The sequence below is a fragment of the Campylobacter sputorum subsp. sputorum genome (assembly GCF_008245005.1).
GTDB classification, from domain to species: Bacteria; Campylobacterota; Campylobacteria; order Campylobacterales; family Campylobacteraceae; genus Campylobacter_F; species Campylobacter_F sputorum.
The window spans coordinates 1,682,099-1,704,936 of the sequence record NZ_CP043427.1 but is presented as its reverse complement, the minus strand read 5'-3'; the positions used below and the strand labels follow the sequence as shown (position 1 = coordinate 1,704,936).

Sequence of the window (22,838 nt, the reverse complement as noted above, 5' to 3'; positions counted from 1 at the left end):
GAGAATTGGTATGGGATTAGAAAATTTACAAAAAGCACAGGGTTCAACTCATAAAACTAAAAGAATTGGTCGTGGACAAGGTAGTGGTTGGGGAAAAACAGCTACAAAAGGTGGTAAAGGTCAAACAGCTAGAAAAGGTTACAATGAAAAAAGAGGTTTTGAGGGTGGTCAACAACCGCTTCAAAGAAGACTTCCAAAAGTTGGATTTGTTTCTAAATTTGAAAAACCTTATGTTATTAATGTAGAAAAAATAACAGCCATCAAAGAATTAAATGAGATAACAGTTGAGAGTATAAAAAATGTTCATAAACTTTCAAAAAGCGTTACTAAAATAAAACTAATAGGATCAAGTGCTAAAGATTTAGCAACTAAAATAAAAGACGACAATATTAGCGTTAGTGGACAAAAATAATGAATAAGACATTGACCAACAGGATTTTGATCACGTTGGCATTTTTGTTTGCTTATAGGATACTGGCTTATGTGCCAGTTCCTGGCGTTAATGCTGATGTTATCAAAGAATTTTTCGATTCAAACGCTAATAATGCCCTTGGTATGTTTAATATGTTTAGCGGAAAAGCCGCTGAAAGACTTAGTGTAATATCTCTTGGAATAATGCCATATATCACGGCATCTATCGTTATGGAGCTTCTTGCTGCAACTTTCCCAAATTTAGGCAAAATGAAAAAAGAACGCGACGGTATGCAAAAATATATGCAAATTATCCGTTATGTTACTATATTTATAACTATTATTCAAGCAGTTGGAGTGAGTATAGGTTTAAATAGTATGCCAAGTAGAAGCGGTGCTAGTGCTATAATGATAGATAATCTTAATTTATTTATAGTTATTTCGGCAATATCTATGCTTTGTGGAACAATGCTTTTAATGTGGATAGGTGAGAGGATTACTCAAAGCGGTATAGGAAATGGTATCAGTTTAATTATCTTTGCGGGTATTGTAAGCGGTATACCAACAGCTATTAAAGGAACTATAGATCTTGTAAATAATGGAGCGTTAAATTTCCTTGTAGTTCTTGCTATACTTGTGATAATAATATTTACAGTAGGTTTTATACTTTACATAGAACTTGGCGAAAGACGCATACCAATAAGCTATTCAAGAAAAGTTATAATGCAAAATCAGCATAAACGAATAATGAATTATATTCCTATAAAGATAAATTTAAGTGGAGTTATACCTCCTATTTTTGCAAGTGCTGTTTTGATGTTTCCAGGAACTATTTTTCAAGCAAGTACAAATCCTTACTTGCAGAAGATAAATGACTTTTTAAATCCAAGTGGATATTTTTTTCATATTCTCACATTTTTATTTATAATATTTTTTGCATATTTTTACGCATCAATTACATTTAATTCAAAAGATATTAGTGAAAATTTAAAAAGGCAAGGTGGATTTATACCAGGCGTTAGACCGGGGGAGAGTACCGCAAAATATCTTAATGAAGTAGCCAGTAGATTAACTTTTACAGGTTCTATTTATCTTGGTCTGATATCTACAATTCCTTGGTTATTGGTTAAATTTATGGGAGTGCCATTTTATTTTGGAGGAACATCCGTTCTTATTGTTGTTCAAGTTGCACTTGATACAATGAGAAAAATAGAAGCACAAAGATATATGAATAAATATCAAACTTTAAGTGCAGTAGGTTTATAATGGCAATTTCTTTAAAAAATGCCAAAGATTTAGAAGGGCTTAGGGTTGCAAATAAGATTGTAGCACAAGCTCTTGATTATGCCGGAGAGTTTTTACGACCCGGTATAACCTTGCTTGAAGTTGATAAACTAATAGATGATTTTATAACCTCAAAAGGTGCTTATCCTGCATTTAAAGGACTTTATGATTTTCCAAATGCAGCTTGCCTTTCTTTAAATGAAGTTGTGATTCATGGTATCCCAGATAATACTATTTTAAAAGAAGGCGATATACTTGGCGTTGATATAGGCAGTAAAATAAACGGTTATTATGGAGATAGTGCTAGAACATACCCAATAGGAAAAATTTCAAAACAAGATGAAGATCTTATAAACTGCTCTAAAGATGCACTTTATTTTGCTATTGATAATATAAAAGTGGGAATGCATTTTAAAGAACTTAGCCATAAGATAGAAGAGTTCATACTAAAAAGAGGTTTTGTACCTTTAAAAGGATTTTGTGGTCATGGTATAGGAAAAAGACCCCATGAAGAGCCAGAAATTCCAAATTATTTAGAGGGAAACAATCCAAAATCTGGACCAAAGATAAAAAATGGTATGGTATTTTGTATAGAGCCTATGATATGTCAAAAAGATGGAACTCCTGTTATTGGAAGTGATAATTGGAGAGTTACTAGTAAAGATGGGCTTAGAACTAGCCATTATGAGCATTGCCTAGCTATTATTAATAATAAAGTAGAAATTTTAAGTAAAATTTGATAGGTCATTTAAATCTTACTTTATATAAATCCAAAAATCAAAATATAATATTCTTTTTTAAATTAGTTTTAACTCAAAAAATAGTAAAGTTTTAATATTAATAAAATACTCTTATATTTAATATAAAAATATAAAATTTTATTAGAATTAATCTTTGGAGTAAAAATGCAACATATCTTAAGTGATCATCCGTATTTTGGCGCTTTTTTTATGATGATACTTTCTTTTTTCATATTTGGACTTATAATTTATCTATCCTCTTTAGTAGGTAAAAAATTCTCAAATACAAGCAATGAAAAACTAAAAACAGCTATCTATGAATCTGGACCTGAGGCTATAAAACAGCCAAATAGAATAAATATAAATTTTTATTTATTTGGACTTCTTTTTATACTATTTGATGTTGAGATTATTTTTATGTTTCCTTGGGCTGTAAATTTCAAAACTTTGGGAATGTTTGGACTTATAGAAATGATTATGTTTTTATTGTTTATTTTTTTAGGTTTTATGTATGCTTGGAGCAAAGGAGCGTTTAAATGGCATTCCATCAAGTAGATTATGCAAAAAATGGTGGCTTGCCAATAGTATTGACTACTGTTGATAAGCTAATTCAGTGGGGAAGAAGTAACTCACTTTGGGCTGTTAGTTATGGTTTAGCATGCTGTGCTATCGAAATGATGGCAACTGGTGCTTCAAGGTATGATTTTGATAGATTTGGAACTATTTTTAGGGGTTCTGTTAGGCAAAGCGAAGTTATGATAATAGCGGGAACGCTTTGTAAAAAACATGCCAAATTTACAAAAAGAATTTACGATATGATGCCTGAACCAAAATGGGTTATAAGTATGGGAAGTTGTGCAAATACTGGCGGTATGTTTAATACATACTCTGTTGTTCAAGGCTGTGATAGGATAATCCCTGTTGATATTTATATACCAGGTTGTGCCCCTCGTCCGGAAACACTGCAATTTGCTCTTATGATACTTCAAAAAAAGATTAGAAAAGAGACTCCAAGAAGAGCTCAAATTCCAAAAAGGCTTGTTTAATGAGAATATACTCTGATAAAAAAGATACATCAAAAAAAAATTATTATGAAGATAGATTTTTCAAAGCCAATCAAACACAAAAAATAGATCCCTTACAAACTTTTTTCAAAGATGAAATAAATGCACTCACTAATTTTAATATACTAAATTCTTATGTTGAGTTTAATACACTTGTAATTTACATAAATAGCGTTGATAATATAGATGTTATAACAAGTCTAAAAAATTTTGGCTATGAGATGTTGTGTGAGATGAGTGGGATTGATTTTATAGCTCAAAAAAATGGCGTTGAAGTGTTTTATGAACTTCTTAGTATTTCTAAAAAAAGAAGAGTAAGAGTTAAAACATTTGTAAAAACTGATGAGATGCTACAAAGTGTTGCAAATATTTATAAAAGTGCAAATTGGGCAGAGAGAGAACTTTATGATATGATGGGGGTTTTATTTAAAAACCATCCAAATTTAAAACGCCTTATTATGCCAGATGATTGGTTTGATCATCCTTTGCGTAAATCTTATCCATTGCAAGGAGATGAAAGAGCTAGGTGGTATGAGATAGATACGATATATGGAAAAGATTTTAGAAGTATAATTGGCGAAGAAAATAGAGATAGTGGTTTTGTAGATAGCAAAGATACATTTAATTTTTCTATGCTTTACCATGAAACGCCAAAAGGCGAAGATAGACCAACTAAGCCTTATAAGCAAGAGTATCAAGAAGAAAATGGCGTTAAATTTGTAAAAAAAGTTAAACGAGATAATAGTAAAATTTTAGATAAAAGACCTTAAATATGCAAGATACAAATAGATTAAAACCTTATTTTGAAAATATTGAATTTCAAAAAGAAAATGGTAGAATGATACTAAATTTCGGTCCGCAACACCCAGCTGCTCACGGACAACTCCAGCTTGTTTTAGAACTTGATGGAGAAAAAATAACAAGAGCTATGCCAGGAGTTGGTTATATGCACAGAGGCATAGAAAAAATGGCTGAAAATATGATATATAATGAGTTTATGCCAGTAACTGATAGGATTGATTATGTGGCTTCATCATCAAATAACTATGCGTTTATTGGGGCTGTTGAAAAGCTTTGTGGCATTGAAGTGCCAAGAAGAGCTCAAATAATTCGCACAATTTTGCTTGAATTAAATAGAATTACTTCACACTTACTCTTTTTGGGAACTCACTCTCTTGACATAGGCGCAATGACAGTGTTTTTGTATGCATTTAGAGAAAGAGAATATATTTTAGATTTGATTGAAGAGTATTGTGGTGCAAGATTAACTCATAGTTCTATTAAATTTGGCGGTGTTTTTGTTGATTTGACAGATGGATGGATAGATAAAATGCTTGCATTTTGTGATAAATTTCCAAACGATATCAAAACATACGAAAATTTACTAGAAGAAAATAGAATTTGGAAAATGCGAACAGTTGATGTTGGCATTATATCAAAAGAGATGGCATTAAACTGCGGTTGTAGCGGGATTATGCTAAGAGCTAGCGGTGTGCAGTGGGATATAAGAAAAGAAGAGCCATATCTTATATATGATGAGCTAGATTTTGATGTGCCTTATGCAACAAGTGGGGATTGTTATGCTAGATTTAAGCTTTATTTAGAAGAGATGAAGCAATGCGTTAGTATTTTAAGACAATGCGCTGATTTATACAGACAAAGCGAACCAAAACTTCTTGTTGATTCACCTGAGTTTGTAAGCCCTTCAAAAGAACAGATTATGACTCAAAACTATGCTTTAATGCAGCATTTTGTACTAGTTACTCAAGGAATGAAACCACCTTGTGGAGAAATTTACTTTCCAACAGAATCTCCAAAAGGAGAACTAGCATTTTATATATATTCAACTGGAGAAAGCAGACCTTATAGACTAAAAATACGAACCCCAAGTTTTTGGCATTGTGCTATTTATGAAAACATTTTGCCAGGGTGTTACTTGCCTGATGTTTCTGCGATAGTTAGTAGCTCAAATATCATTTTAGGCGAGGTTGATAGATGAAAAGATATGACCTAAGAAATCAAAAAGATAATACTCTAAATAGACTAAAAGAGCTTCTTGATATGATGAAAAGTGATGAAGTTGCTATATTTATGTTTGAAATAAATGATTTTAGCATAGTTGAAAGCTCTGCTGAGATTGTAAAAGAATTTGGCTGTGAGCTTATGAATTCGCTTAAATTTAATCAAGTTGATTGGCAAATTGTAGTGAAAAGGTGTAAATAATGAAAGTTTTAAGTTTAGTAAATTTACTTAGCATACAAAATAAAAATATTTTAGATATATATAAAAACGATGAGTTATTGGTTGTTAGCCCACTTTATGATGAAAATTTAAAAAATGCTAAGTTTATAAAGTGCGAAATAGGTGCGATAAATTATGTTTTAGCACTAGTTTGTAAATTTGCTTATGAAAAGAAAAATATACAAAGTTCTTATTTTGGCGATCTTGATGACGGATTAATAAGCGGTGAATCAAATGTAGGCGAAGAAGAAGTAGAAATTATACTTGAGTTTTTAGATAATTGTGATACTATTTTGATAGATGAATCTTTAAAATTTCACAAAGATAGTAAAAACATAGAGACATTTTTGGCAATATTACAAGAAATTTATTTACTAAAAATAATAAATTTAAACCAAGAAATCATTACTCCTATTAAACATAATTTATCAGAGCTTAAAGAACAAGATGATTTTAATGGTAGTGTGGTTTTTAAATATATTTGTGATGAATTTAAAGGCGGAAATTATTTTGCAATCTCAGCTAAGATAAAAGATGCTCAAAAAGTAAAAATACAAACTAAAAACCAAACTTATGAAAAAACATTTAAATTAGATCCAAATATAAAAGGAACTATCGGGTTTTTAGGTGTTGATAAAATAGATGATTATTGTTATGAAGTCGTTAAAATATCTAAGGTTTGCTAAATGGTAACTATTCGCATAAATGATCAAATTTGCCAGTGTGATGAAGGTGAATATATATTAAATGTAGCTAGAGCAAATGGTATTTTTATACCTACTATGTGTTATTTAAGCCAGTGTTCCCCAACGCTAGCTTGTAGACTTTGTATGGGCGAAGTTGATGGCAAAAGAGTTTATACTTGTAATGCCAAAGCAAAAGATGGGATGGTTGTTTATACAAACACGCCAGATATTTTAGAAGAACGAAATGCTATAATGCAAACTTACTGCGTAAATCACCCTTTAGAATGCGGTGTTTGTGATAAAAGTGGCGAGTGCCATTTACAAAACCTAACTCATCATATGAAAGTTGATGAGCAAAATTTCTCTATAAAAGATAGTCTTAAAAAAGTTAAAGATTGGGGTTTTATAAGTTATGATCCAAGTTTATGTGTAGTTTGTGAAAGATGTATCACCGTTTGTAAAGATAAAATAGGCGATAATATCCTTAAAACTACACCAAGAAATGCAGACCAAGTCCCAAAAGAGTTAAAAGAAACTATGTCAAAAGATGCTCATTTTGTATGGAGCAAAATGCAAAAAAATCTTATAGGCAAAATTAGCGATGACAACTGCGTTGCGTGTGGAGAGTGTGCGGCTGTTTGCCCTGTTGGAGCACTTGTACAAACTCATTTTAAATACACATCAAATGCTTGGGAGCTTACAAGAATTCCTGCTTCAAACCCGCATTCAAGCGATTGCGAGCTGATATACTATGATGTGAAGCAAACTAGTATAGAAGATAAAAATCCTAAAATTTATAGGGTTAGCAATGATTATGAATTTGGCGAGATAAATGGTGCAGCTAGATTTGGATATGATTTTGAAAACGGCGTAAATCGTAAAGATAAAATAAATTTTCAAAGAATTGTAGAAAAGATAAAAAATGGCGAGATAAAAACTATTAAATTTAATAGCTTTATAACAAACGAAGAGGCATTTTTGCTAAATAAATTTAAACATAAATTTGGTATAAAACTCATAAATGAAGAGGCTAGAATTTATCAAAATTTCTTAAAAAACTTTTCTAAAACTTCTGGAAGTTCGCTTTATAATGGAGATTTTGAAAGTTTAAGAAATGCTGAGTTTATAGTTGTAGCCGGTAGTTTTTTAAGAAGTGATAGCCCAAATACAAGCTATAAAATAAACAACGCATTGAAGATAAACAAAGCTAGTGGCATTTACTTTCATCCACTTGGAGATAAAGTGGTAGATAATTACTCTAAAAACTTTTTAACTTGCAAACACTCTTATAATCAAGATAGTGAAATTTTGCTTTGGATACTCCAAAGATTTGCTTCGAGCTTACCTATAAATTTGCAAGATAAATTAAATCAAGAATTTAAAGAAATACAAACTACAAACGAAGATGGAACTCAAAGTTATACCAAAATTTCTAAATTTGCTGATATTTTAGGTTTTGATGAGCAAAAAGTTTTAGCCCTTAGTGATAAAAAAGAAAAGCTATTTTTAGTAATCGGAGAGGATTTTTACTATAGTAAAAACGCTAAAACACTAGCTATGCTTACCGGTTTAGTTCAAAAATACACTCCGTTTAAAGTTATTTTGATACCATCTTGTACAAATTCTCTTGGTGTTTCGCTTATTTGTGATTTGGATGAAAAACAAGAAGGTTTTACACTTGGATACAATGAAAATTGCGATATAACATTTAGTGTATTTGGCGGAGATTTGGATGCACCTGCACTAAATGAGCAAGAAGGGACATTTTGCAATATAGAAAAAAGAGTTGTTCCAACAAATGCTGCTTTGCCGTATAATGGATACGAACTTAATGATTTTGCAAAAGAGCTTGGTTTTGGAGAGGAATTTGTGATTGATTTTACGCCAAAACTTAGTGAAAATTTGCATTTTAAGAGTATTAAATTTGATGATTTAGAAAATTTTTATGATAATGCTGGAAATTCTCATAGAGGCTACAAACTTGATGTGCAAAATTTTCAATCACAAGATGAGGTCGATTTAAGCGATATTTTGCAAGAAGATATGGGTGAAACTCTTATATATAGAGCAAATCCAGTTTATCAATTTAGTAAATTTACAAATAGAGCGAGTTTGTTAAATGAAAGTGCTTCTTTGTATGTAAGTAGCGAGTTTTTAGAAAAATACGGCTTAGACGAGAAAAGCGTGGTTATTATAAAAAAAGATGACATAAAATTTGCTATAAAGGTGAGTTTGGATAAAAATTTAGCAGGAGATATCGCTTATCTTCCTACATTTGATGAAAAAATACCTTTTAGAGATATTTTTTCACAAAGATTTGCGTCTATAAATTTAACCAAAGGAGGAAGTGATGAGTGATAGTGCTTTTATGATACTTGAAGTTGTTGTTAAATCATTGGTAATTTTAGCAATCATTGCTTCACTCGGTGGGCTTGCAACATATGCTGAGAGAAAAGTTTTAGCGTATATGCAAAGAAGAATCGGACCTTGGATGGTTGGACCGGCCGGAGTTTTGCAAATAGTTGCTGATATGATAAAACTTTTTTGTAAAGAAGACATTGTCCCAAGAAATGCAAACAAATTTATATTTAAGATAGCTCCTCTTGTAACCACAACTGCCGCATTTTCTGCACTTGCAGCTATACCATTTTTACCTGAATTTACTCTTTTTGGCTACACAATAAGACCGATTTTGGCAGATGTTGGCGTTGGAGTGCTTTATGTAATTGGTTGTATGGGTATTTGTGTTTATGGAACCTTGCTTTCTGGTCTTGCAAGTTATAATAAATTTGCACTACTTTCTTCAGCTAGAGCTGTGGCACAACTTCTTTCATTTGAAGCTATTAACTCACTTGCTTTGCTTTCTGTGATAATGGTAGTTGGCTCACTTTCTTTGATAGATATAAACAATGCTCAAAGTGGTTCAATATTTCATTGGTTTATTTTTAAACAGCCACTTGCTTTTGTTTTGTATTATATGGCTACTTTTGTAGAATCAAATAGAACTCCATTTTGTCTTACAGAAAATGAAACAGAGCTTCTTGCTGGAAACTCAACTGAGTATAGCGGTATGAGATTTGGTATGTTTTTCATAGGCGAATATGCAAATATGATAACATCTTCTATACTTTTATCACTCGTATTTATGGGCGGATTTAACTCGCTTTGGATAATTCCAGGTTGGATTATGATGCTGCTTAAATCATCACTGTTTTTCTTTATATTTTTATGGACAAGAGCGGCATGGCCTCATCTTAGACCAGATCAGATTATGGGGCTTTGTTGGAAAGTTTGTCTTCCACTTGCTCTTTTAAACATATTTATTACCGCCATTTTGCTGATTTAGGATTAAAAAATGATAAAGTATAAGTTAATAGATCAAAGACAAAGACCAAAAAATTCTTATGAAAAGTTTTTAAATTTTTGGAGAAATACTTTTAAAGGCGAACTTTTTGTAGGTTTGTGGGTTGTGCTTAAACCTATGTTAAAAAGAGAATGTAATACTCTTAAATATCCTGCAGAAAAAATGTCTTTACCGCCACGATATAGAGGTGTTCATAAGCTAATGAGACTACTTGAGAGTGAAAATGAGCGTTGTATAGGTTGTGGACTGTGTGAGAAAATTTGCGTTAGTCACTGCATAAGAATGGATACTTGCTTAGATAAAGATGGCAGGAAAAAAGTTATTAATTACTCTATAAATTTGGGTCGTTGTGTGTATTGTGGGCTTTGTGCTGATGTGTGTCCAGAAATTGCTATAGTATTTGGTGGTGAATATGAAAATACAAGTGAACAAAGAGCATATTTTGGCTTTAAAGAAGATTTTTTAACCAAAAAAGGCACCCAAATTTGCGAGTTTGAAGGTTACGGTTCTTTAAGCGATGATGCAGATAATCTTGTTAAAAAAACACCACTTTCGTATTAGGAGAGAAAATGATAGAAACACTTGGATTTTATTTTTTTACTATTTGTTCTCTTGGAATGTTTTTAATAAGCGTATTTTCTAAAAATACATTATATTCAATGACGGCTTTGGCTGGTGGAATGATATTTATTTCAGGATTTTTCTTTTTACTTAGTGCAGAGTTTTTAGGTGTTGTGCAAATTATAGTTTATGTAGGAGCCGTGCTTGTACTTTATGCTTTTTCTATGATGTTTTTTGATGCATCCAAACCTGTAAAAGAGCAAAAAAATAATAAGTTGGTTTACACGCTTGGCGTGGCAAGTTCGCTTTTAGCTGTAATTATAGTTTTAATACCGATTTCTTATAAAACCCCTATTGTTCCTCAGTATGAGATAGTATCAAATTTAAGTAATGTAAAAACAGTTGGTATGATTTTATTTACAAAATATCTAATAGTTTTTGAGTTAGCTGCCGTAATGCTGCTAGTTGCGATGATATGTGGTATTTTGTTGGTTCATAAAGATATGGATAAGAATGTTAGCAAGGAGAGTTTATGATAAGCTTAAATCACTATTTGATAGTTGCTATTTTGATGTTTTGTATCGGTATAATCGGTGTTATGAAAAGAAGAAATCTTATAATGTTATTTTTTTCAACAGAGATTATATTAAATGCTGCAAATTTAGCGTTAGTAGCAATTGGGACTTATCATAATGATATGAGTGGACAGATTTTTGCATTTTTTATAGTAGCAATAGCTGCTTCAGAGATTGCAGTTGGACTTGGACTTATGATTTTATGGTATAAAAAAACCGGCTCTATAGAGCTATCTAGTTTAGAAAATATGAAAGGATAACATGGAAAAATATGCTTTAATTGCCATTTTTATGCCTTTGGTATCTTTTTTGTTTGCAACTCTTTTTTGCCTTGAGAAAAGAAAACTTTTAGTTGGTATTGTAAGTACAACTTTGATTTTTGTAAGTATGGTTTCATCGCTTATTTTGCTAAATTATATTATGGATAATGGAATTTTAAATTTATACATAGCAGAGTTTATAAGTATAGCTTCTCTTGATGTGCCTTATGGATTTATGATAGATGAAGTTGGTGTTATAATGATGTGTGTGGTTACATTTGTTGCTAGTGTAGTGCATTTGTATTCTATCGGCTATATGAAACACGATGATGGTTTTAATAAATTTTTTGCTTATCTTGGACTTTTTGTTTTTTCTATGCTTGTTTTAGTAATGAGCAATAATTTTATAGGACTTTTCATAGGCTGGGAGGGCGTTGGATTAAGCTCTTGGTTGCTTATTGGTTTTTGGTATGAAAATACTAAATTTTCTTATGCGGCAAATGAAGCTTTTATAATGAACAGAATTGCCGATCTTGGTATGCTAATAGGTATTTTTCTTATATACAAAGAGTGTGGAACGCTTATTTATAGTGATGTTTTTAAAATGATTTCAGGTATTGATTATAAAATTTTAATGTTTATAGGCTCATTTTTATTTATAGGTGCAATGGGAAAAAGTGCACAATTTCCTTTTCATACTTGGCTTGCTGATGCTATGGCTGGACCAACGCCTGTTTCAGCATTAATCCATGCAGCTACAATGGTTACAGCTGGAGTTTATCTTGTAATTAGAGCAAATGATATATTTGGGGCAGTAAATGAACTTAGTTTATTTATAGCCTATCTTGGTGCTTTTGTAGCTGTTTTTGGTGCATCTATGGCTTTGGTTCAAAATGATTTAAAAAGAATAATAGCATATTCAACGCTTTCTCAATTAGGATATATGTTTGTTGCTGCTGGATTTGGAGCGTATTGGATAGCACTTTTTCATCTTGTAACACATGCATTTTTTAAATCACTTCTTTTCCTTTGTGCCGGAAATGTAATGCATTCTATGAAAGACGATACAGATATCAGAAATATGGGCGGATTGTATAATAGTATGAAATTTACAGCTATTTTAATGATAATTGGCTCTGTTGCACTTGCTGGAGTTTATCCTTTTGCTGGATTTTTCTCAAAAGATAAAATTTTAGAAGTTGCATTTAATGAGGCAAATTATGGCATTTTTATAGCTCTTTTCATAGGTGCTATAATGACTGCATTTTATAGTTTTAGACTGATTATGGTTGTATTTTTTGGCTCAAAAAGACACGATTTCATAACTCGCGATGCTAGTAAGATTATGCTATTTTCTCTTATTCCTTTGGCATTTTTATCCATAGTTGCCGGATTTATAGAGCATGGTTTTGAGAAATTTAGTCTAATGGCATTACCAGAATATATCATAGATATAGCTAGTGAAGTTTCTATGTTACTTATCGCTTGCACTCTTATAAGCGTTGTAGCCGTTATTGTTATAACTATATATTTTTACAAAGATGATAAATTTAATACTAAATTTACAAATAATATAATATACAAAATACTTATAAATGAGTATTTTATACCAAATTTATACTCTAAATTTGTTTGTATTTATAAACACTCTTGTTTATTTCTTGCAAGTTTTGATAAAAAAATAATAGATCATAGTGTTGATTTTATAGCTAGTAGTGTATATAAATTTGGTAGTTTTGCAAGTAAAATACAAACAGGAAATCTCTCTTTTATGCTTAAGCTTATGGTATTTGGTCTGTTTGTTATGCTGTGTTTAGTGTTTGTGATTTAAGGGGAATTAATGGAACATATTTTAAGTATTTTGATATTTATTCCAGTATTTGGTGCTATTTTGGGATTTTTAGTAGATTGTAAAAGTATAAAAATATATGGTATTTTTGTTGCTTTTATAGAATTTATTTTAACTTTATTGATGTGGAGTTTTTATGATCCAAGTCTTGGAGACTTAGCCTTTGTTGAGCAATTCCCTATTTTGAGCAATTTTAATATAAATTATTTTGTAGGTATTGATGGAATATCTCTGTTTTTGATAGTTTTAAGTTCATTTATAACACTAATTGCTTTGATAAATTTAAAAGTACAAGATGGCATAAAAAACATAACTATTTGTGTTTTGTTTTTAGAATCTGGACTTATTGGCTTTTTTTCCAGTTTGGATGCTATGTTATTTTATATTTTTTGGGAACTTGCTTTAATCCCTATTTTTATAATAATAGGAACATATGGCGGAGAAAAAAGAATTTATGCTTGCGTTAAGTTTTTTATCTATACATTCGCAGGTTCTATAATAATGCTTGTTGGTATAATAACTATGGCATATTTTTACTACAAATCTTTTGGAAAAATCAGTTTTAACATACTTGATTGGTATCATTTATCGCTACCAATGAAAGTGCAAATTTGGTTATTTTTCTCATTTGTTTTAGCATTTAGCATAAAAACAGCGATTTTTCCTTTTCATACTTGGCTTCCTTATGCATACTCACAATCACCGATAGTAGGCTCTATTTTGATATCTTCTCTTCTTGCAAAAATGGGAACATATGGTTTTATTCGCATAGTTTTACCAGTTTTTCCAGATGCTAGTGTATATTTTGTAGATTTACTTGCAATACTAGCTTGCATTATGGTAATTTATGCCGGACTTATAGCATTTGCAAAAGATGATATGAAGCAACTTGCCGCATACAGCTCTATTTCTCATATGGGTATCATTATGTTAGGTATATTTGCTATAAATGCAGAAGGAATCGGCGGTGCAGTTTTTTTCATGATAAGTCATGGTGTATTAATAGCTGCATTTTTTATGATAATTAGCGTTTTGTATGATAGAAAACAAACTTATCTTATGGGCGAGTTTAGCGGTATTGCTAAGATAATGCCAAAATTTACTATAATTTTTGTTGTAATTATGCTTGGACTCATAGGATTGCCGCTTACGATAGGTTTTGTTGGCGAGTTTTTAAGTTTGCTTGGAATGTTTAAAACAAATCCATTTTATGCTTTTTTTGGTGGATTAGGTATCATTATCGGTGCAGCATATATGCTAAATTTATGTAGAAATGTTTTTTTCAAAAAAGCACAAAATAGTTCAAATTTAATACTAAAAGATTTATCATTTAGAGAATACATTTCGCTAATACCGATTTTTATTGTTGTTATTATCCTTGGTGTATATCCAAAACCGCTTCTTAGTGTTATAGATGATAGTGCTCAAAAAGTTGTAAAAATTATGCACGATAAATCTATAGATATAGACACTAAAGAGTTTATAAAAAAATCAAATTTAATAAAAGGGGTTAAATTTGGAAACAATTAATATGAGTTTAGAGTCCATAAATATAGCCTCTATAGCTGTGCCTGGCATTATGGTCATTTTTGCAATTACGCTACTTTCTTTGAATATTTTTGTTAAAAATTTATCTAAAACATTTTATGCTTTGGTTTGTATTTTTGCAATCATCTTGGATTTGGGTATTTTATTTAGCTATAAGAATGGCATAAGTGGATTTTTTGGTATGATAAATATGGATGGTATCGCCTTTTTATCACAAATGATTATACTTGTTTCAAGTGCATTTTTTATGGGATTTTTACTTTGTAAAGAGAGTTTTTTTGAATACGAGATAAAAGAGTATTTTGTGCTATTTTTATTTGTAATAGCCGGTTTTAGCTTTATGGTAAGCTCAAATAATCTTATTCTTATATTAATAGGTTTGGAAATTTCATCTCTTGCAATTTATACATTAATAGCACTTAAAAATAAAATATATGCCATAGAAGCTTCTATAAAGTATTTTTCATTAGGCGCTTTATCTAGCGGATTTTACGCTATTGGTGCTGCATTATTATATCTTTTAACTGGGCATTTAGAAATAGATAAAATTTTATCTTTTATAGTGGATGCAAATTTAAAAGAGAGCATTTTACTTTTGGGTGCTAGTGCGTTTTTACTTGCATCTCTTGCATTTAAACTATCTTTGATACCATTTCATACTTGGATAGTTGATGTTTATGAGGGCTCAAGTTCGCCATTGGCTGGATATATGTCAATTGTTCCAAAAATAGCCGCTTTTATAATTATGATTAGGTTTTTTGCCCCACTTAGTGATGTGCTTTGGATAAAAAATATTATTTTCATAATAGCTATTATTAGTATGAGTCTTGGAAATATTATGGCTCTTGTTCAAAAAGATGTAAAAAGAATGTTAGCGTATAGCTCTATTTCGCATTCTGGTTTTGTTATTTGTGCTATAGCGATTGGTACAACTGAAGCAAATGTCGGTTTGTTTGTGTATTGGACGATGTTTTTGTTTGCAAATTTAGGGGCTTTTGGAATGCTTTTTGTTACAAGTTCTAATGGGTATTCTTGGGATACTAGATTTGAACATCCGTATTCAAAATTTGCTGGGCTTATCAAAACAATGCCATTTTTTGCGGTAATAATGGCTATATTTATGTTTTGTCTTGCAGGAATTCCCCCATTTAGTGTTTTTTGGGGCAAAATGTATTTGATAAGTGCTGCTGTGCATAGTGATCATTTTTGTTTAGCTGTAATAATGGCTATAAATAGTGCAATAGCGATTTATTACTACTTAAAGCTTGTTGTTATTATGTTTATGCACGAACCACTTGCAGTTGATAAAAGTGTGTATGTAAAAAATCTATCAAATCCGTTTAAATTTACACTTGGAATTGCACTGCTTTTTAGTGTGTTTGCTATAATTTTTATTGAACCGCTTAGTAAATTTATAAATTTATTGGTTTCATCAAGTGGGTTTTAGTTTATAAAATTTGATATAATTACTAAATGAAACAGATAATATTACTATTTTTAACAGCAGTTTATGCATTTTCATTTAGTGTTATCTTAAATGGCGGAGAAGAGCAGGGAAGTAGTTATGGTGTTTTGCATATACAAAATGATACTCCTTTTTCTTGCGAAGCTAAACTTCTAGAACTAGATAAAAAAATTTATATATGCAATATATCTACAAAAGAAATTTTTAACATTGATGATAAAATAACTTCTTTGGTTGATATAAAATTTAATAAAACAAATAATGGTTATGAAATTATCATAAATCCAAAACAAAACTCAAGACTTCTAAATGTAAATGAAAATCTTTTTGGAAACAACGAGATAAAGAAAAAAGATGCTGGCGTATCTACACATTATTCTATTATCATTGATCCAACTTTAAGAGAGTTTAAAAAAGTAAGTAATGGTATAAATTTCCCTATAACTTATAATGATATGATTTATCCATCAATTGGTGCATTAGATATCAATAAAATGCCTATACAATACGTAAATGGCGATGATATAGAGCTTTATTTAAATATAAAAAAATTATATGATATGGGATTATATGAGAGAGTTTTTGATGAGACATTAAATGCTTCTAAAATACATCCAAATTCCATTTTTACGAGTGAATTTGAGTTATATAAAATTAGAGCATTAGATAAAATACTATCTTCTCAAAAAGTTTATGATAATTTTAAATTTATAGATATAGTAAATATGGGTAAGAATTGGATTAGAAGTTTTCCATCAGATGAAAATTATCCAGAAGTTTTAGGCATTATACTTAGAGCATATTTAGCCTTAGATATGGGTGGAGATGCTAGTTATAATCTTGATATTTTAGTAAAAGAACATACTAACTCAAAATGGACAAAATTAGCCATAATAGACTATGCTGGAGCAATCTATAAAGAAGGAAAGAGTAAAGAGGCTATAAAAATGCTAGAAAGTGTTCTTTATAGTTCAAATGATATGGAAGTAGCAAGTGAGGCTGCCTTTAAACTTACTGATATAAGCATAGAAAGAGCAAAATTTAACGATGCTAAAGAGTATATTTTAAAGATAATTAATGCAAATAAAGAGTATCTTTTAAAAGATAAAAACACATTAGCCTCATTTGCACAGAATTTTTTTAATAAAAAAATATATGATATATCTTCAAAGTTATATGAACTTTATGTAGAGAATTCAAAACGAAGCGACGATTATTACGAGAGTGCTCTTAAAAATTTGGGAATATCTCTAATGCGTTTAGGCGAGGTAAAAAAAGCCTATGAATATCTTAAAAGATATGAAAAAGAGTTTAAAGATGGCGCTTATGTAAAAGATGTAGAAGAAGCACTTGATGAGCTATTTTTTGAGATAAATGAAACAAATACAACAAAGTTAAGTGACTATTATGATACGCTTATGGATAGATATGGAAGTAATGATATAGGCAAAAAAGCTTTGTTAGAGCAAATAAAGTTATTATCCAAAGATAAAAAGTATGATGAAATTTTATCTTACAAAAACAAAGTTATAGACGCTAATGATACAAATTTAACAAATTTACTAAATAACACTGCTTTGATACTGGCAAATGAAAGTTTAGTTAAAAGTGCTTGTGAAAAAACAGTTTATTTAAATGAAAATTTTGATATTCAAAACTCTATAAACAATCAATTTAGACTCTTTGATTGTATGATACAAATGTCTAGATACGACAAAGCTTACAGCCTCGCACACTCTCATATCAATACTAAAAATTTAGAAGATAGAGTTGAATGGCTTATAAGAGTTAGTATATCTTTGTATAAACTTGGTAGGTATTATGAGGCTATAAATGCAAGTAATGATGCTATAGCAGTTGCTGCAAGTTTAGAGTATAGTGACATAACTCCTAGTCTTTATTACCGCTTTTTGTCGCTTTTAGAACTTAATCGCTTTGATGAGGCCATACAAACTATAAATGAGTTTGAAAAACTTAAAAAAGATGATGTAAAACTCTTGGAAATGTATGATAAAATAGCAAAATTTGCAGCAAAAAAAGATAACGATAGTGTTGTTTTAACATATTCTAAAAAAGCTATAGATATGCAAAAAAGACTAAATTTAACACTATTTAGCCCTGGTATAAATTTTTTATATATAAGCTCATTAAATAAAATATCGGATTATAAAAATGCCATAAATGCAGGAAGAGAGCTTCTTGCGATGAGGTTAGAGCCGTCTGATAGACTAAGAGCTCTTTATCAAACTGCTGAGGTTTGTATAAAGATAAAAAATTATGATGAAGCTAAAAAATATGTTGATGAGTGTATAAATAGCACATTTAATAACTCTTGGAAAGATCTTTGTGTGATTCAAAAAGAAATTTTATCCAAGAGTTTAAATTAATATTGATTAATTTTGATTATAAAGTTTTGTATGGTAATAAGAAAAACCAACGAGTGCGGCACCTGAAACTATATGTAAATTTTTACTAAATTTACTTCTTGTATTAAAAGCACTTAAAACCACAAGCCCCATTGATATCGTCATTCCAAGCTTTGCTATCTCTTTTTTAGTTGTTAGACTAAGAGATTTTTTTGCTATTTTTTCTTTTTTTGGCAAATTTTTGCTTTGCGTTTGAACTTGTTTCATATATCATAACTCCTGTAATTACTAATAAAACTGAATTAAGAATAAAAAAAGGCACTTTTTAATCCTTAATAATGATATAAATTTTAAATTTACTTCTATCTATTTTCAAAATTTACACCTTTTATTGAATTTAGCAAAAGTCCTATAGTTGTGCCATTGTGAAGTGCTGCGGTAAGCACAGGACTTAAACGACCAATTGTTGCACCAAATAAAATAGCTGAGTTTATTAAAACAGTGGCTTTGAAGTTTTTATCTATCAATTCCATAGTTTTATTTGCTAGTTCTTTTGCTACTGCAACTGAGTAAATATCGTCTTTTAATAAACTAACACCAGCTGTAACTTTTGCAATATCAGCACCTTTTTCCATACTTATGCCTACATTTGCTTTTATTAAAGATGGTGCATCATTTATACCGTCTCCACAAAATGCAACATTTTTTCCATCTTTTATTAAATTTTCTATAATTTGTGATTTTTGAGTCGGTAAAAGTTCGGCATAAACAGTGTCAATATCTAGTTCATCTGCCACGCTATTAGCTTTATCTTTAACATCGCCTGTTAGCATAACTATCTCTTTTACCCCAAGGCTTTTTAGTTTTTTAATGGTAGTTTTTGCATTAGATCTAATCTCATCTTTTAGCTTGATAATGCCAAGAAGTTTTTTATCATAAGCTACATAAAGCAAAGCATGTCCGCTTTTTAGAGCTTTTTCAATCTTATGCGAATTTTCTTTGAAAGATATTTTTTCATCATCTTCTAAAAAATGCCTACTGCCTATGATTACTTCTTTTTGATTATAATGAGTTTTTATTCCATGAGCTACTATAAACTCAACTTCATCGTGGTGCATATGTTTAAAGCCTGAAATTTTAGCAGCATTTACTACAGCTTCAGCTATAGGATGGAAATAATGCTCTTCTACACTTGCAGTTAAATTTAAAAGTTTTTCTTTGCTCCATTTTTCATCAAAGCTAATTACATCTTCAACTTTTAAAACCCCATCTGTTAAAGTTCCTGTTTTATCAAATACAAAAACATCAGCAGCTGCTAAAGCTTCTATTGATTTAGCACCTTTTATCAAAATTCCAGCTTTTCCGGCTTTGGAAATACTGCTTTTAAAGGCAACTGGAGTGGGAAGTTTTAATGCACACGAATAATCAGCTTGTAAAACAGATGCTACGCTAGTCATATTGCGATTTAAAAAATAAGAAATTCCGGCAAGACTAAGAGTTAAAGGCACTAATTTATCGGCTAGTTTTGTTGCTTTTAATCCAATGTTGGACTTTTCGTTAAGTGAATTTTGAATGTATTTTTTGATTCTTTGAGTGCTTGTATCTTCGCCAGCAAGTTCAGTCCAGATTTTAATCTTGCCTTCTTCAACAACGGTTCCGCTCATAACTCTCTCGCCCCGTTCTTTTCTAACACAACCCGCTTCTCCTGTCATGGAAACTTGATTTATGCTGGCACTTCCTTCGATTATATATCCATCAATAGCTATGGTTTCTCCTGAGCCAACTACAACGATATCGCCTTTTTTTATATCATTTACGCTGATTTTTTCTAAGCTTTTTTTACTATTTTTTGTTATTTCAACCCAAGCTTCTGTTATGTTAGGTTTTGCTAGCTCTTTTATCAAATCATCGCTTTTATGAACTGTGCTTTCTTCCATGTATTCTCCGATATTTAGCATGAAATTTGTGCTATTTGCAGCTAAATAATCTTTTCTTGAAAGCGAGATACCAACTGCCATAGCTTCTAAAACTTTTGATGTAAGACCATCATTAAAAAGCTCATAAATTCCTTCTTTTAGCACAGGAATAGCCGCAGTTATGCTAACTAATCCTTTGGTATTTTTTAAAAATGGAGTTAGCAAAAAAGAAGTACCAGATATAGCGATATTTTTCTTACTAATATCTTTTTTGGTATCTGTGGTTAGTTTAATTTTTGAAATTTGCTCTAAAATTTCATCTAAATTACCATTAAATTTTATAACAACGCTTTTAGTAATTTTATTTACTCTAGCCTCATAAACTCCATTTAGCTTTAAAATTTCACTCTCCAAAGCTCTTTCGTTTGTAGTATTTTTTAAATCAGGATAAAAAAATCTAACTCTATTTTTGCTTTTATGGATGATTTTAAAGCTCATTTTCTGCTTCAATTTCTGCCTTTGCATCTTCAAATCTCTCTTTTATCTCTTCACTACCAGCTTGTAAAAGCTTTCCAACTCTTACTACTGACTTAAATATAGCTTGTTGAGCGTTTTCATTTGTTAAAAGATATGTTCCAAGTGCTCCAACTATCGCACCTTGTAAGAAATTTGTCGAGTTAAAGTTTGTTGGCAAAATAGAACTTAAAAATGAACTATTTTGGTTAAAACTTTGAGTGTTAGGATTTTGAGCGGCATACTGCATACCAGCTTGATATGCCTCTTCAAAGCTCTTAAACTCTTTTGTATCTGTATTTGCAAATTTATGTTTTGCATCTGTAGTAGTTTCTTGTTTTGTCTCTATTTTTTCTTCAACTTTTATGTATGGATTTTCCATTTTTACCCCTTTATTTTAAAATTTTCTCAACTGCTACTATAAGTCCCACGCCAAGGGCTATGTCAAAGGTAGCATTTAGGTAGTTTTTTTGAACTAGTTTATTTGACGCACTTATTGCTAGTGATGTTGCTATACCGCCTTCAAGTGAGTATTTTAAAACATTTTTAGCTACATTTTTATTCTCAGAATTATTTGCATACTCTAATGCTCCAGCAGTAATGCCCCCAAACAAAGCCCCGCTTATAAAGTGATCTGCTGGAAGTCTTGAATTAGAAGTTCTTAAATTTAGCATCTACTCTCCTTTGCTTGTTGTTTTTTTAGATCTTGATGATGGTTTTTTTGGCTCTGATGTTTGGTTATCATCTTTTGTATTAGACTTTTTTATTTGGCTACTATTTTTTTGATTTTCATTGTGACATTCGCAATCACAACTCTCATCTTTTTCATCCTCACAATCACAACATTTATCTTTTGATTTTAGTTTATTTTCTGCACACTCTTTTAAATCTTGTGCTACTTCTTTGCCTTTTTCATATCCTTGCAATAACTTATCTTTTATCTTATCTTTGTTGTTAAATGCAACCACTGCTAATGACCCAACTGCTAAACCAGCTATAAATGGAAGTGCCATAATTTTCTCCTTTATTCTAAATTTTTATTTTCTTTGAGAATTTGATCTATCAAAATTCCGCCTACTGCCCCAAGCATAACACCCGATAAAAATGAAAAATACGGATTTTGTAAAAATGCATTTATATCATCTTTTGATGCTTTACCATCTTTAAATTTAGCTAAAATTTCATTTAGTTCATTTATAGATTTTGTATCTAAATTTAAGCCCATCTGTTCTAAATTTTTAAAATTAAAAATTTCGCCTTGTTTGTTTTGAGTATTTTGTATTTCATTTAAAAGTGCTTTTTTATACTCATTTTCTGATGTAGCCCAAAGCCTAAAAAATAGATCTTTTAGTTTTTCATCATTTACACTATTTGTAAGTTTGTCATAAATTTTTTCAGCTTTTTCTTCATAGCTTAGTGCGGTATATATCGCATCTTTTTTTGAATCAATATCAGGAGTTTTAAACTCTTCTAAAACCTCATCTGTTTTAAAGCTTTCTAATAAAACAAAACCAGCTTTTTTAACTTCTAAAATTTGAGCAAAAATTTCATATTTAAAATTGTTATAAATTTCTGTATATAGTAAAATGCCTTGATTTTCATAATTTAGTGCAGTTTGTAGTTCATTCACAACAACTCCTTTGCTTTTTCATTTATTTTAAGTAAAAAATTATCAACTTTTTTAAACTCTATAATGTCGTGCCAAAAGTCTTTATCAAACTCTTTTTTATCATATTCTATTGTTATTGAGCCAATTACTCGGTTAAATTTAACATTGTTTATACCGTTGATGTTTTTTATCATTTCATCAAGTTTATTTAAATTGATATTTTTTAAATTTTCATCGCCTAAATTTTCAAACTCATCTTTTATCTTACTTGAAACTCTAAGTCTTAACCTACCATGAGTATGGTGGATTATCTTGCAATGAGATAAAACACTAATTAAAAAATCTTTTGTTATCATAATTTTCCTTATTTTGTAATATTGATTATG

25 protein-coding genes are annotated in these 22,838 nt (G+C 30.4%); 18 read left to right on the top strand and 7 right to left on the bottom strand.

The annotated features are described in order from the left end of the window. Positions 1-10: 10 nt before the first annotated feature. The 18 genes from rplO (at position 11) to CSPT_RS08630 (ending at position 18,435) form a co-directional block, all read left to right on the top strand. The gene (gene rplO, locus CSPT_RS08715) at positions 11-412 is read left to right on the top strand and encodes a 50S ribosomal protein L15 (RefSeq protein WP_089183225.1); all 402 of its coding nucleotides are present in this window, start codon (positions 11-13) and stop codon (positions 410-412) included. Then, a complete protein-coding gene (secY, locus tag CSPT_RS08710) occupies positions 412-1,677 on the top strand; it encodes a preprotein translocase subunit SecY (protein ID WP_089183224.1) in 1,266 nt (421 codons plus the stop codon). Before rplO ends, secY begins: the two co-directional genes overlap by 1 nt. Beyond that, positions 1,677-2,435 (top strand): type I methionyl aminopeptidase, encoded by a 759-nt coding sequence (gene map, locus CSPT_RS08705; protein ID WP_089183223.1) that lies wholly within the window; start codon positions 1,677-1,679, stop codon positions 2,433-2,435. The genes secY and map overlap by 1 nt, the downstream gene beginning before the upstream one ends. 165 nt (positions 2,436-2,600) lie before the next feature. Then, positions 2,601-2,990 carry an NAD(P)H-quinone oxidoreductase subunit 3 gene (locus tag CSPT_RS08700; RefSeq protein WP_089183222.1) on the top strand — a complete coding sequence of 130 codons (390 nt, stop codon included), beginning with the start codon at positions 2,601-2,603 and terminating at the stop codon, positions 2,988-2,990. Then, positions 2,972-3,481 (top strand): NuoB/complex I 20 kDa subunit family protein, encoded by a 510-nt coding sequence (locus tag CSPT_RS08695; RefSeq protein WP_089183221.1) that lies wholly within the window; start codon positions 2,972-2,974, stop codon positions 3,479-3,481. Before CSPT_RS08700 ends, CSPT_RS08695 begins: the two co-directional genes overlap by 19 nt. Beyond that, complete coding sequence (locus tag CSPT_RS08690; protein WP_089183220.1) at positions 3,481-4,269, top strand: NADH-quinone oxidoreductase subunit C; 789 nt, start codon at positions 3,481-3,483, stop codon at positions 4,267-4,269. The genes CSPT_RS08695 and CSPT_RS08690 overlap by 1 nt, the downstream gene beginning before the upstream one ends. Before the next feature lie 2 nt (positions 4,270-4,271). After that, positions 4,272-5,498: an NADH dehydrogenase (quinone) subunit D gene (nuoD, locus tag CSPT_RS08685; protein ID WP_089183219.1), complete on the top strand. Its 1,227-nt coding sequence runs from the start codon at positions 4,272-4,274 to the stop codon at positions 5,496-5,498. After that, entirely contained in the window at positions 5,495-5,722 is a 228-nt protein-coding gene (locus tag CSPT_RS08680) for an NADH-ubiquinone oxidoreductase subunit E family protein (protein WP_089183218.1), read from the top strand. The genes nuoD and CSPT_RS08680 overlap by 4 nt, the downstream gene beginning before the upstream one ends. Next, positions 5,722-6,426: a hypothetical protein gene (locus CSPT_RS08675; protein ID WP_089183217.1), complete on the top strand. Its 705-nt coding sequence runs from the start codon at positions 5,722-5,724 to the stop codon at positions 6,424-6,426. The genes CSPT_RS08680 and CSPT_RS08675 overlap by 1 nt, the downstream gene beginning before the upstream one ends. Then, complete coding sequence (locus CSPT_RS08670) at positions 6,427-8,784, top strand: NADH-quinone oxidoreductase subunit G (protein ID WP_089183216.1); 2,358 nt, start codon at positions 6,427-6,429, stop codon at positions 8,782-8,784. Then, positions 8,777-9,772 (top strand): NADH-quinone oxidoreductase subunit NuoH, encoded by a 996-nt coding sequence (gene nuoH / locus CSPT_RS08665; protein WP_089183215.1) that lies wholly within the window; start codon positions 8,777-8,779, stop codon positions 9,770-9,772. The genes CSPT_RS08670 and nuoH overlap by 8 nt, the downstream gene beginning before the upstream one ends. Before the next feature lie 9 nt (positions 9,773-9,781). Continuing rightward, on the top strand, positions 9,782-10,351 hold the full coding sequence (gene nuoI / locus CSPT_RS08660; RefSeq protein WP_089183214.1) for an NADH-quinone oxidoreductase subunit NuoI: 570 nt from the start codon (positions 9,782-9,784) through the stop codon (positions 10,349-10,351). Between the two features lie 8 nt (positions 10,352-10,359). Then, positions 10,360-10,887, top strand: coding sequence for an NADH-quinone oxidoreductase subunit J (locus tag CSPT_RS08655; protein WP_089183213.1), 528 nt, complete (start codon positions 10,360-10,362; stop codon positions 10,885-10,887). After that, a complete protein-coding gene (gene nuoK, locus CSPT_RS08650; protein ID WP_089183212.1) occupies positions 10,884-11,186 on the top strand; it encodes an NADH-quinone oxidoreductase subunit NuoK in 303 nt (100 codons plus the stop codon). The genes CSPT_RS08655 and nuoK overlap by 4 nt, the downstream gene beginning before the upstream one ends. A gap of 1 nt (position 11,187) precedes the next feature. Further along, a complete protein-coding gene (nuoL, locus tag CSPT_RS08645) occupies positions 11,188-13,017 on the top strand; it encodes an NADH-quinone oxidoreductase subunit L (RefSeq protein WP_089183211.1) in 1,830 nt (609 codons plus the stop codon). A gap of 9 nt (positions 13,018-13,026) precedes the next feature. Then, complete coding sequence (locus CSPT_RS08640; RefSeq protein ID WP_089183210.1) at positions 13,027-14,565, top strand: NADH-quinone oxidoreductase subunit M; 1,539 nt, start codon at positions 13,027-13,029, stop codon at positions 14,563-14,565. Then, positions 14,552-16,030, top strand: coding sequence for an NADH-quinone oxidoreductase subunit NuoN (nuoN, locus tag CSPT_RS08635; protein ID WP_235610069.1), 1,479 nt, complete (start codon positions 14,552-14,554; stop codon positions 16,028-16,030). Before CSPT_RS08640 ends, nuoN begins: the two co-directional genes overlap by 14 nt. A 26-nt stretch (positions 16,031-16,056) precedes the next feature. Continuing rightward, positions 16,057-18,435, top strand: coding sequence for a DUF7494 domain-containing protein (locus CSPT_RS08630; RefSeq protein WP_089183209.1), 2,379 nt, complete (start codon positions 16,057-16,059; stop codon positions 18,433-18,435). Positions 18,436-18,441: 6 nt separating this feature from the next. On the opposite strand, the gene CSPT_RS08625 is transcribed toward CSPT_RS08630, so the two are convergent. The 7 genes from CSPT_RS08625 to CSPT_RS08595 form a co-directional block, all read right to left on the bottom strand. Next, complete coding sequence (locus tag CSPT_RS08625) at positions 18,442-18,681, bottom strand: hypothetical protein (protein WP_228568248.1); 240 nt, start codon at positions 18,679-18,681, stop codon at positions 18,442-18,444. A 95-nt stretch (positions 18,682-18,776) separates the two neighbouring features. After that, entirely contained in the window at positions 18,777-20,840 is a 2,064-nt protein-coding gene (locus CSPT_RS08620) for a heavy metal translocating P-type ATPase (RefSeq protein WP_374188412.1), read from the bottom strand. Next, complete coding sequence (locus tag CSPT_RS09110) at positions 20,818-21,225, bottom strand: hypothetical protein (RefSeq protein ID WP_170228720.1); 408 nt, start codon at positions 21,223-21,225, stop codon at positions 20,818-20,820. The genes CSPT_RS08620 and CSPT_RS09110 overlap by 23 nt, the downstream gene beginning before the upstream one ends. A 10-nt stretch (positions 21,226-21,235) precedes the next feature. After that, positions 21,236-21,517 (bottom strand): hypothetical protein, encoded by a 282-nt coding sequence (locus CSPT_RS08610; protein ID WP_089183208.1) that lies wholly within the window; start codon positions 21,515-21,517, stop codon positions 21,236-21,238. Further along, positions 21,518-21,856, bottom strand: coding sequence for a hypothetical protein (locus CSPT_RS08605; RefSeq protein WP_089183207.1), 339 nt, complete (start codon positions 21,854-21,856; stop codon positions 21,518-21,520). Between the two features lie 11 nt (positions 21,857-21,867). After that, positions 21,868-22,473 (bottom strand): hypothetical protein, encoded by a 606-nt coding sequence (locus CSPT_RS08600; RefSeq protein WP_089183206.1) that lies wholly within the window; start codon positions 22,471-22,473, stop codon positions 21,868-21,870. Next, positions 22,470-22,808, bottom strand: a complete 339-nt coding sequence (locus CSPT_RS08595) for an HMA2 domain-containing protein (protein ID WP_089183205.1) — start codon at positions 22,806-22,808, stop codon at positions 22,470-22,472. Before CSPT_RS08595 ends, CSPT_RS08600 begins: the two co-directional genes overlap by 4 nt. Positions 22,809-22,838: the final 30 nt, after the last annotated feature.

Coding starts and splice junctions, on each gene's coding strand:
- map (WP_089183223.1), top strand. CDS start 1,677: ATGGCAATTTCTTTAAAAAATGCCAAAGATTTAGAAGGGCTTAGGGTT.
- CSPT_RS08695 (WP_089183221.1), top strand. CDS start 2,972: ATGGCATTCCATCAAGTAGATTATGCAAAAAATGGTGGCTTGCCAATA.
- CSPT_RS08640 (WP_089183210.1), top strand. CDS start 13,027: ATGGAACATATTTTAAGTATTTTGATATTTATTCCAGTATTTGGTGCT.
- CSPT_RS08595 (WP_089183205.1), bottom strand. CDS start 22,808: ATGATAACAAAAGATTTTTTAATTAGTGTTTTATCTCATTGCAAGATA.
- CSPT_RS08670 (WP_089183216.1), top strand. CDS start 6,427: ATGGTAACTATTCGCATAAATGATCAAATTTGCCAGTGTGATGAAGGT.
- nuoH (WP_089183215.1), top strand. CDS start 8,777: ATGAGTGATAGTGCTTTTATGATACTTGAAGTTGTTGTTAAATCATTG.
- CSPT_RS08655 (WP_089183213.1), top strand. CDS start 10,360: ATGATAGAAACACTTGGATTTTATTTTTTTACTATTTGTTCTCTTGGA.
- nuoD (WP_089183219.1), top strand. CDS start 4,272: ATGCAAGATACAAATAGATTAAAACCTTATTTTGAAAATATTGAATTT.
- secY (WP_089183224.1), top strand. CDS start 412: ATGAATAAGACATTGACCAACAGGATTTTGATCACGTTGGCATTTTTG.
- rplO (WP_089183225.1), top strand. CDS start 11: ATGGGATTAGAAAATTTACAAAAAGCACAGGGTTCAACTCATAAAACT.
- CSPT_RS08605 (WP_089183207.1), bottom strand. CDS start 21,856: ATGGCACTTCCATTTATAGCTGGTTTAGCAGTTGGGTCATTAGCAGTG.
- CSPT_RS08690 (WP_089183220.1), top strand. CDS start 3,481: ATGAGAATATACTCTGATAAAAAAGATACATCAAAAAAAAATTATTAT.
- CSPT_RS08700 (WP_089183222.1), top strand. CDS start 2,601: ATGCAACATATCTTAAGTGATCATCCGTATTTTGGCGCTTTTTTTATG.
- CSPT_RS08625 (WP_228568248.1), bottom strand. CDS start 18,681: ATGAAACAAGTTCAAACGCAAAGCAAAAATTTGCCAAAAAAAGAAAAA.
- nuoL (WP_089183211.1), top strand. CDS start 11,188: ATGGAAAAATATGCTTTAATTGCCATTTTTATGCCTTTGGTATCTTTT.
- CSPT_RS08675 (WP_089183217.1), top strand. CDS start 5,722: ATGAAAGTTTTAAGTTTAGTAAATTTACTTAGCATACAAAATAAAAAT.
- nuoK (WP_089183212.1), top strand. CDS start 10,884: ATGATAAGCTTAAATCACTATTTGATAGTTGCTATTTTGATGTTTTGT.
- CSPT_RS09110 (WP_170228720.1), bottom strand. CDS start 21,225: ATGGAAAATCCATACATAAAAGTTGAAGAAAAAATAGAGACAAAACAA.
- nuoI (WP_089183214.1), top strand. CDS start 9,782: ATGATAAAGTATAAGTTAATAGATCAAAGACAAAGACCAAAAAATTCT.
- CSPT_RS08630 (WP_089183209.1), top strand. CDS start 16,057: ATGAAACAGATAATATTACTATTTTTAACAGCAGTTTATGCATTTTCA.
- CSPT_RS08680 (WP_089183218.1), top strand. CDS start 5,495: ATGAAAAGATATGACCTAAGAAATCAAAAAGATAATACTCTAAATAGA.
- CSPT_RS08610 (WP_089183208.1), bottom strand. CDS start 21,517: ATGCTAAATTTAAGAACTTCTAATTCAAGACTTCCAGCAGATCACTTT.